Below are 6,671 nucleotides of genomic sequence, written 5' to 3' on the forward strand. Positions count from 1 at the left end.
TATATTTCCAGGATCCACTTTTAACGTAAGAGCGAGTGCAATGAAAAAAAATAGTGCACCTTTATTTCAGGAACTTTTTTTAGAGCAAGGCGTTATTAAGGAACAGGTGTACCATGCGCTACGCAACGCAATCGTAGAAGGCCGTCTGCCGCCAGGGACAAAGATACCTTCAACCCGGGGATTGTCCGAGATGATGTCAATTTCACGGAACTCGGTAATTGCGGGTTATGACCGACTGTTAGACGAAGGGTATATTCAGACGCGCAAAGGCGCCGGAACCTTTGTCACGTCAAGTCTTCCTGACCGCAGCATCAGCGGTCTCTATCCTGAAGCGCAGCAAGGCGATGAACTGCCCGCTGATGGGCAGATAAATGCGGATATCGTATCCGTTCGTGGATTATGGTCTGGCGATGTTGAAGGGCGTGAAATGAACCGTCTGTTCGCCGTTGGTGTGGGCTGTACCGATCTCTTTCCTCATTCATTATGGGGCAAGTTGCTGGGACGAGTCTGGAGACAATCCCGGCATCAACTCGGTTCTCATACCAGCCCCTGCGGTTTTTATCCGTTACGGAAAGCAATTTGTCACTACGTGAAAACGACGCGAGGGGTTAACTGCAGTGAAGATCAGATCATTATCGTCAACGGTATTCAGCAGGCGTTAAATATTACTGCCAGGGCGTTGCTTACAAAAGGAAATGACGTTTGGCTGGACGACCCTGGTTATAAAGGTGCGCGTGGGGTATTCATGTCAACAGGGGCAATAGTGAGACCTGTGCCAGTGGATAGCGAAGGAATGCATGTTCAATACGGCATCGATCATTTCCCTCATGCGAAACTGGCCTATGTTGTTCCTTCCGATCAGTACCCGCTTAGCGGGACACTCAGTTTATCCCGACGACATGAGCTACTGGAATGGGCGCGGGTTAACCGGGCATGGATATTTGAAGATGATTACAATAGTGAATTTCGTTATGCCGCACGTTCTTTGCAAGCCTTGCAGGGATTAGATCAGCATCAGCGGGTAATCTATTCAGGGACATTTTCAAAAATGATGTACCCAGAATTTCGTTTAGGTTTTTTAGTTGTCCCGCCAGGATTAAAAGAACAGTTTATCGTGACAAAATATTTTTCCGATATTGGCTCCAGTTATCTTGAGCAGGCGGTACTGGCGAGTTTTATTGAAGAAGGACATTACGCCAGCCATGTGCGACGGGTTCGTAAGGCATGCTACGAGCGGCGAACGGCGTTGGTTAATGCTATTCAATGCTATCTTGCCGATAAAATGACCGTCCAGCCTTCTGATTCTGGCGTGCATATCGTCTGCTGGTTGCATGATGGGTTGACCGGCGATGAGGTCGAACAGAAAGCCAGAATGCTGGGGATGGGGATTCAATCATTGAGTCATTATTATCATGGGGATATTTCCCGACAGGGGATTATGATTGGTTTTGCGAATCACCCGCCAGAGGTTATTGTTGAGGGTATTCGCCGTCTTGCCCATGCCATGTAGCGTTGCTTTGATGCCGATAGCGATGCGCGTAATCATGCCATTAATGGCCGTATTTCTTATTTCCATAACAGTTACATGAGCGGTATTTTTTAATTGCGGATAAACAATACGGTGCTGGAGTTCGGTATAGCATTGTCATGTGGATCTGTTAAAAACATCCATTGTGGTTCTTTTTACCTCGTCAGATGTCTCTTATTCTGCTGTCATTTGACACTCTATTATGAGAGGTAAATAGCATGTCATCCACGTTTAATGAATTTCAGCAACCCGTCGGTTTAGGGTTACCGGACTGGCAAGGTGCGCGATTTCCCACGGCTCAGCACATCACCGGTCGTTATTGCAAACTTGAGCGTATTAACGTCGAACGCCACGCAAAGGCGCTTTATGACGCCTATTGCGATACGCCTGATGCTCGCGACTGGACCTATCTCGCGTCAGGGCCATTCACGACCTTTGATTCTTTCTTAAACTATTTAACGACGATTGCGGCGCAGACCGACCCCATGCATTTTGCCGTAATCGATTTGGCCAGCATGCAGGCTGTCGGCACGCTGGCACTTATGCGCATTGATACATCGAATGGCGTAATAGAAGTGGGTTGGGTGACCTATTCATCACGCATGAAACGTTCGCGGGTTTCAACGGAGGTCATGTCGCTGCTGTTAGACTATGTTTTTGAGGTGCTGGGGTATCGTCGCGTTGAATGGAAATGTGATGCGCTTAATGCGCCTTCTCGTGCGGCAGCCACGCGCTTTGGTTTTACCTTCGAAGGCATATTCCGTCAGGCCGTTGTCGTACACCAGCGTAATCGGGATACCGCCTGGTATTCGATCATTGATAGTGAATATCCGGCGCTACGCGAAGCGTTCACTCTTTGGCTTGATGAGGGTAATTTTGATAGCGCAGGACAACAGATTAAGCGCCTGGCAACGCTGATAAATAATGAAAGAATGACGGCATAGGTGACCGCACCGCCATAACATGCCGACAACGCTATATCCGCTCGCGACACCTTGCCGGGAGCGGCTTTCTGCATTAATACATCTCTTCCACTTCCTCGGCCAGCAGCGCTACCATCTCCTTACCATGACTGATAATCTCTTTCTCGCTCCACTGCTTATTGCGCTTCATCAGCTCGAGCATCGCCAGAAGTTTCAGACTGTCGATCTCTTTACGAGCCAGGCTGGCTTCAAAATGCTCTCTCTTTTGCTGGGGTTGGAAATTACTTAGCCGCGAGTTTTTACTGTGGCTAATCAGGCAGAGATTCCCAAAAGCATGTAACTGCTCTTCATCCATTTTGGGATGACCATCTATAGGGTGCTGAGGATAAAAATGTTCCACCGAGCTGCGGAAGGTAAACTCAAAACGGCGGGCAATATCGTTGCTTGTGTTTTGTTTTTTCCACAGTAAATAGTCAAGATAGTTAAAAACAAAGTTATTTTCGATAGTTCCGAATCGTAATTTAGCGTTGATAGCCTGCGACCAACGTTTGTCGCAGATGATCTCTGGAAGAACATCATCATCACCAAAAATCATATTGTAATATGATGCAGATTCATCCGGGGCTAAAAATCGCATAAAGACAAAGCGCCGAGCCATGTTCTCAAGATAAGCCAGGTAGTCTCCAGCATCAATTTCATCTTCCGGACTGTGCTCATCAAACAAATATGTCAGCGCACCATTGAGCCAGTGTTTATAAACCAGCGTTGGCGTTGAGACATGGAAAGCTGATAGTAACATCAGGACCTGGCGGTTTATATCCTCAAACTCTCCCTCGTTATTATCGAAGGTATTAACATAACCTACACTTTGGGGCGAGTATTGATATAAGCGTTTCAGACTCCATCCGTCAGTGCCCTGAGTGAATTCTCGCTTAATAATATAGCGATCAAAAAGATATTTGCATTTCAGTAAACTATAAATGAAAGCTTTTGCCGCGGCGATTGGCTTTTCCTGCTTCAACAGGCGTGATTCAAATTGCTCTACAAGTTGTTTGTCATCAAGTGGCACTCCCTCAGTTGTACTCGGGTCTCTGCTGACAAGACGGAGTACATGAAGAAGGAAATTTGAAAAATTTATCACGCTGTTAAAACGCTCTGAGCCTGCACTGTCTTCTTCTTGCTGGAGAGTACTATCCAGACGAGTGTCACACAATATTTCTTCCAGAGTTTGCCCCTGGCGTTGATGTTGTGCTTCTGTGGCGTCGGTATCTGGAAATGAGCCAGCTTGATCCAGCAATTCAACTAAATTGGAGAAACTGGTCGGGTTAAATTGATGTATATGCTTTTTGCCAAACAGTTGTTGACGTTCTTTTGGCGTAAAACCGTATTGGATGTAACGTTCCATATTCGAACACGCGTCCCATACCCTGGCCAGAGTATCAAGACTTTTGTGCCGCTCTTTGGTATTCCTAATCCTATTCAGGACATTCATCAGACGTGCTTTGACGATTTCGTGTTTTTCGAGTTGTTCGCCGCGATTATTCATCGCCTCAAAAAAATGATTAAGATCGGTATCTGCTGGCACTTCGATACGAGAAATCTGCACGTGATTGAACAGATACTTGCAAAACACCTTCAACGCGCGGCCTTTAAGCTGCAGCTCAGCCAACGCTTTGCCGATCATTTCGTAACCTCTGATCAAACCTTCGTTGTAATCGTCACCGCGCATATGTTGCACATCTACGCCTTGCCATAACTTTTCGAAAGTGAGGGTAGAGACAGGGCGACTTTCGAAAGTGAGATTGAGTTTTTGATACCACTGCATATCAACAGATTTATCTGCGTGGCATTTAAGCCAGTTAGCGAGCAGGGAGAGCGTTGTAAAGCGTTGTTGCCCGTCAATAACTTCATAGCAGTCATCACCCCGGGAAAACACCACTAATGTACCGATGTAATAAGTCTGCGGGTGCCTGGCGGAAGCGGATTTTTTCTGATAATCCAGCACATCCTGTAAAAGCTGAGTGATTTCGCCCTGACCCCAGGCGTAATTACGCTGGTACATTGGAATCAAATAGTTTGCGCGGTCACTAAGTAAATCGTTTATAAAAAAAGGCCGTACGTGGGCATTACTCATAATATCTCATCTTCCTGAATAGCATGATTAGCTCATCTTCAGTTCCATTGCGATTATTTTTATTATCCTGGATGCCGAGCGTGCGCAGGGGGAAAGCATGTAGATCTTTGGGGTGGCGTGCATCACGGATAGTACGTAGTAGGTTGTTATGTAGCACATAGTTATCGACGGTAGCTAATTGAACCACCTGCTGACCGATACGGCAAGTATATGCCCAGATAAAGCATTTTTCCATCGCCAGAGACAGTTCCTGAGTCCCGAATTTATCAATATAAAAAATCAGAGCGCAATCGAACATCGCCCGGACATAGCGATCGCCAGTGCGGGTGCGCCTGACATAGCTGTTCAGGGTGTATAGAATATTGCTTGCGCAGGGTTCCAGCACCTCATTCAATAGCGTAATTGGCTTATTCTCATCAGCATCTTTTTCTCTGTTGATAATAACAGCGACCTGCTTTTGATAATGTTCGGCCATTTCAAAGAAACGGCGGCCATTGATGATCATCTGATCCAGACTGAAGGGGAAACTTAGGCTCTGACCGTCAATTTTGCGTTGGTATTGACTGTTGTAATCATCGACATAGTGGTGGGCGATCCGCAATGAACCCACATACGGGAAATGCGCGATCTGAGAAATATTGATCCCTTTAAACAGGTCAACTTCACCTTTGCCAAAGAAGCGGGCTGATTTACCCTCTGCCCACTGACGAACCCGGAACAGGTAATTGGCAAAGAGCGTTGCCAGCCTTTCGCTAGGCATCCTCTCCCAGTGAGCGACGGCTTCAGCTTTTAGCCCAGCTTCATCAGCGGAAAACTCTCGTAAGTGGAAGGCTTTAAGTAGATCGTGGGGAGCCAGATCTTTACCGCGTGCATTTTGTGAATCGAAGAACTGAAATGCTTCTGAAACTTCATTCAACACGAAAGTGACAACTTCGCAGCGGTTCAGCATAAAGTCGATAAGTTCTTCGCTGAACTCGGTGCGTTCAACAAGCCTGAGTAACTCCAGGTAATTACGTCGAAGATTGGCTTGTGAATCCAGACTGGCAAAACGCTGACGTGCCATAAAAGCATCGACATCAGGTTTGAGTTTGGTAAGTTGCTCGACCAGGTCTTTGCGTTTGAGGTTGTGCAGGCGAGTTTCTGTCAATGCTTTGACTGCCAGCATTAAGGTCAGGGTTCGTTGTTGACCATCAACAATATCCAGCCACGTTTTTTCGTCTTCCGAGTGCTTATGGAAAACAACGGAGCCTAGTCGATAGGCCGTTTTATCGCGGTGCGAACCCAGATCGGCAAAAAGGTCAGCTATATTTTTGCTATTCCAGCGATAAGGGCGCTGGTAACTCGGAATCGCTAATTGCTTAACTGAAAGTAATTGACGAATGGGTATGACCTGTTTATCAAGCTGCTCCATCATGCCTCCTGCATGAATTTAAAATGGAGAACAGCTTTTTATTGTCCCTGAAACATTCTATTAATGCAATCAATGATGCTCTAACTCATTGTTATTGCTTGACTAAAGCTAAATTTTTATGGTTCGTGGTTTTTATTTTTTATTAAATTCACTAAGAACTTTACCATTATTTTTTAGATATTGTGATTATTCTCTATTGTGCCATGTGGTTTTCATTTTTTGTGGATATATATTAAAATCGGATGTATTCATTCTATTTTATTCGCCCAATTGAATGGCAGCAAGCAGATGATATGTTGTCCAGATGCAAATTGGTGTTGTTCTAACCCAATTTTCGTGAAGCTAAGGTTAAACCGAACAGAGACAAAACGGCCTCAGCTAGCGCCAAGGACATTTCACCGGTGTTTGGTGGGCTGGCTGACCTTGAATGGGAATATCGCGAACAGTTCATTGCCGGTGATGAACCGAGCCCGCGCAGAATGCAGGGTTTGCGCAACAATATCGACGTGACAAAATGGGAGATCAATCTGGCCGCCGTTCGCTATCGCTATATCCGCTCACATGAGGCGGTGCCCAATTTTCTCTGGGTTTGGCTGGATGTTCTCGGACTGTAACGGGCACAAAAAAGCCCGCAGGGCTTGCGCCATGCGGGCTCTTAGGACTTCATCGGATGAC

4 protein-coding genes and 1 pseudogene are annotated in these 6,671 nt (G+C 46.1%); 3 read left to right on the forward strand and 2 right to left on the reverse strand.

Features of this window, described 5'->3' with window-relative positions:
* Positions 1-40: 40 nt before the first annotated feature.
* Both FDX19_RS16980 and FDX19_RS16985 read left to right on the forward strand, forming a co-directional pair.
* A complete protein-coding gene (locus FDX19_RS16980) occupies positions 41-1,510 on the forward strand; it encodes a PLP-dependent aminotransferase family protein (RefSeq protein WP_137383622.1) in 1,470 nt (489 codons plus the stop codon).
* A gap of 236 nt (positions 1,511-1,746) precedes the next feature.
* Positions 1,747-2,472, forward strand: coding sequence for a GNAT family N-acetyltransferase (locus tag FDX19_RS16985; RefSeq protein WP_137383623.1), 726 nt, complete (start codon positions 1,747-1,749; stop codon positions 2,470-2,472).
* A 73-nt stretch (positions 2,473-2,545) separates the two neighbouring features.
* On the opposite strand, the gene FDX19_RS16990 is transcribed toward FDX19_RS16985, so the two are convergent.
* Together FDX19_RS16990 and FDX19_RS16995 are read right to left on the reverse strand one after the other, a co-directional pair.
* A complete protein-coding gene (locus FDX19_RS16990) occupies positions 2,546-4,585 on the reverse strand; it encodes a DUF262 domain-containing protein (RefSeq protein ID WP_137383624.1) in 2,040 nt (679 codons plus the stop codon).
* Positions 4,578-5,999: a DUF262 domain-containing protein gene (locus FDX19_RS16995; RefSeq protein WP_170974394.1), complete on the reverse strand. Its 1,422-nt coding sequence runs from the start codon at positions 5,997-5,999 to the stop codon at positions 4,578-4,580. The genes FDX19_RS16990 and FDX19_RS16995 overlap by 8 nt, the downstream gene beginning before the upstream one ends.
* 410 nt (positions 6,000-6,409) lie before the next feature.
* Here FDX19_RS16995 and FDX19_RS17000 point away from each other — a divergent pair.
* Positions 6,410-6,562: pseudogene (locus tag FDX19_RS17000) on the forward strand (phage polarity suppression protein); the annotation flags it as partial.
* Positions 6,563-6,671: the final 109 nt, after the last annotated feature.

The organism is Citrobacter sp. wls619 (assembly GCF_005281345.1).
Taxonomy (GTDB): domain Bacteria; phylum Pseudomonadota; class Gammaproteobacteria; order Enterobacterales; family Enterobacteriaceae; genus Citrobacter.